We start from the raw sequence: 3,133 nt of genomic DNA on the forward strand, positions 1-3,133 counted from the left end.
ATCAACTCGAAACTCCTTCGGGTTGTATGGTTAAGTGACTAAGCGTACACGGTGGATGCCTTGGCAGTCAGAGGCGATGAAGGACGTATTAACTTGCGATAAGCCCAGATTAGGTAGTAAAAACCATTTGAGTCTGGGATTTCCGAATGGGGAAACCCAATACCATAAGGTATTACTGTTGAGTGAATACATAGCTCAACAGGGCGAACCGGGGGAACTGAAACATCTAAGTACCCCGAGGAAAAGAAATCAACCGAGATTCCGAAAGTAGCGGCGAGCGAAATTGGACTAGCCCTTAAGCTTTACACGCGTTAGACGAACAGCCTGGAAAGGCCGACGATACAGGGTGATAGTCCCGTAGTTGACGACGTGTGTTCAGTGAAATCGAGTAGGGCGGGACACGTGATATCCTGTCTGAATATGGGGGGACCATCCTCCAAGGCTAAATACTACTGACTGACCGATAGTGAACCAGTACCGTGAGGGAAAGGCGAAAAGAACCCCTGTGAGGGGAGTGAAATAGAACCTGAAACCGTGTACGTACAAGCAGTAGGAGCAGGCTTTGTCCTGTGACTGCGTACCTTTTGTATAATGGGTCAGCGACTTATATTCAGTGGCAAGGTTAACCATCTAGGGGAGCCGTAGGGAAACCGAGTCTTAACTGGGCGTTCAGTCTCTGGATATAGACCCGAAACCAGGTGATCTAGCCATGGGCAGGTTGAAGGTTGAGTAACATCAACTGGAGGACCGAACCGACTAATGTTGAAAAATTAGCGGATGACTTGTGGCTAGGGGTGAAAGGCCAATCAAACCTGGAGATAGCTGGTTCTCCCCGAAAGCTATTTAGGTAGCGCCTCGGACGAATACTACTGGGGGTAGAGCACTGTTAAGGCTAGGGGGTCATCCCGACTTACCAACCCTTTGCAAACTCCGAATACCAGTAAGTACTATCCGGGAGACACACGGCGGGTGCTAACGTCCGTCGTGGAGAGGGAAACAACCCAGACCGCCAGCTAAGGTCCCAAATTACTACTAAGTGGGAAACGATGTGGGAAGGCTCAGACAGCCAGGATGTTGGCTTAGAAGCAGCCATCATTTAAAGAAAGCGTAATAGCTCACTGGTCGAGTCGGCCTGCGCGGAAGATGTAACGGGGCTAAGTAGTAAACCGAAGCTGCGGCAATGCACTTTAGTGCATTGGGTAGGGGAGCGTTCTGTAAGCGGTTGAAGGTGTGTGGTAACGCATGCTGGACGTATCAGAAGTGCGAATGCTGACATGAGTAACGATAAAGGGGGTGAAAAACCTCCTCGCCGGAAGACCAAGGGTTCCTGTCCAACGTTAATCGGGGCAGGGTAAGTCGACCCCTAAGGCGAGGCCGAAAGGCGTAGTCGATGGGAAACGGGTTAATATTCCCGTACTTCTTACAATTGCGATGGGGGGACGGAGAAGGCTAGGTGGGCCTGGCGACGGTTGTCCAGGTTCAAGTGCGTAGGCTGAGAAATTAGGTAAATCCGGTTTCTCTTAAGGCTGAGACACGACGTCGAGCATCTACGGATGTGAAGTCATTGATGCCATGCTTCCAGGAAAAGCCTCTAAGCTTCAGATTGTAAGGAATCGTACCCCAAACCGACACAGGTGGTCGGGTAGAGAATACCAAGGCGCTTGAGAGAACTCGGGTGAAGGAACTAGGCAAAATGGTACCGTAACTTCGGGAGAAGGTACGCTCTCGACGGTGAAGTCCCTCGCGGATGGAGCTATTGAGAGTCGCAGATACCAGGTGGCTGCAACTGTTTATTAAAAACACAGCACTGTGCAAAATCGCAAGATGACGTATACGGTGTGACGCCTGCCCGGTGCCGGAAGGTTAATTGATGGGGTTAGACTTCGGTCGAAGCTCTTGATCGAAGCCCCGGTAAACGGCGGCCGTAACTATAACGGTCCTAAGGTAGCGAAATTCCTTGTCGGGTAAGTTCCGACCTGCACGAATGGCGTAATGATGGCCACGCTGTCTCCACCCGAGACTCAGTGAAATTGAAATCGCTGTGAAGATGCAGTGTACCCGCGGCTAGACGGAAAGACCCCGTGAACCTTTACTACAGCTTGGCACTGAACATTGACCCTACATGTGTAGGATAGGTGGGAGGCTTTGAAGCGCAGTCGCTAGATTGCGTGGAGCCGTCCTTGAAATACCACCCTTGTAGTGTTGATGTTCTAACGTCGACCCCTTATCGGGGTTGCGGACAGTGCCTGGTGGGTAGTTTGACTGGGGCGGTCTCCTCCCAAAGCGTAACGGAGGAGCACGAAGGTGGGCTAATCACGGTTGGACATCGTGAGGTTAGTGCAATGGCATAAGCCCGCTTGACTGCGAGAATGACAATTCGAGCAGGTGCGAAAGCAGGTCATAGTGATCCGGTGGTTCTGAATGGAAGGGCCATCGCTCAACGGATAAAAGGTACTCCGGGGATAACAGGCTGATACCGCCCAAGAGTTCATATCGACGGCGGTGTTTGGCACCTCGATGTCGGCTCATCACATCCTGGGGCTGAAGTCGGTCCCAAGGGTATGGCTGTTCGCCATTTAAAGTGGTACGCGAGCTGGGTTTAGAACGTCGTGAGACAGTTCGGTCCCTATCTGCCGTGGGCGTTGGAGAATTGAAAGGGGCTGCTCCTAGTACGAGAGGACCGGAGTGGACGAACCTCTGGTGTTCGGGTTGTGTCGCCAGACGCATTGCCCGGTAGCTAAGTTCGGGATCGATAACCGCTGAAAGCATCTAAGCGGGAAGCGAGCCTTGAGATGAGTTCTCCCTGATACTTTAAGTATCCTAAAGGGTTGTCGTAGACTACGACGTTGATAGGCAGGGTGTGTAAGCGTTGTGAGGCGTTGAGCTAACCTGTACTAATTGCCCGTGAGGCTTAACCATACAACACCCAAGGGGTTTTGATGGACTCAATGAAAGAACATTGAATGTGTAAGAACGAGAATTAAAAAACAGCTTTCCGAATTAAAGAATTTGCTTGGCGACCATAGCGTTTTGGACCCACCTGATTTCCATGCCGAACTCAGAAGTGAAACGAAATAGCGCCGATGGTAGTGTGGGGCTTCCCCATGTGAGAGTAGGACATCGCCAGGCTTTA

Annotated in this window: 2 rRNA genes; both read left to right on the top strand. The window is 51.2% G+C overall.

Going from position 1 to position 3,133, the window contains the following annotated elements:
• The first annotated feature begins 28 nt into the window (after window positions 1–28).
• Window positions 29–2,919 (top strand): 23S ribosomal RNA (locus R7Q41_RS23790).
• 93 nt (window positions 2,920–3,012) lie between these two features.
• Window positions 3,013–3,129: ribosomal RNA gene (gene rrf / locus R7Q41_RS23795) — 5S ribosomal RNA — on the top strand.
• Window positions 3,130–3,133: the final 4 nt, after the last annotated feature.

The sequence above is a fragment of the Vibrio sp. 2096 genome (assembly GCF_033339595.1).
GTDB classification, from domain to species: domain Bacteria; phylum Pseudomonadota; class Gammaproteobacteria; order Enterobacterales; family Vibrionaceae; genus Vibrio; species Vibrio alginolyticus.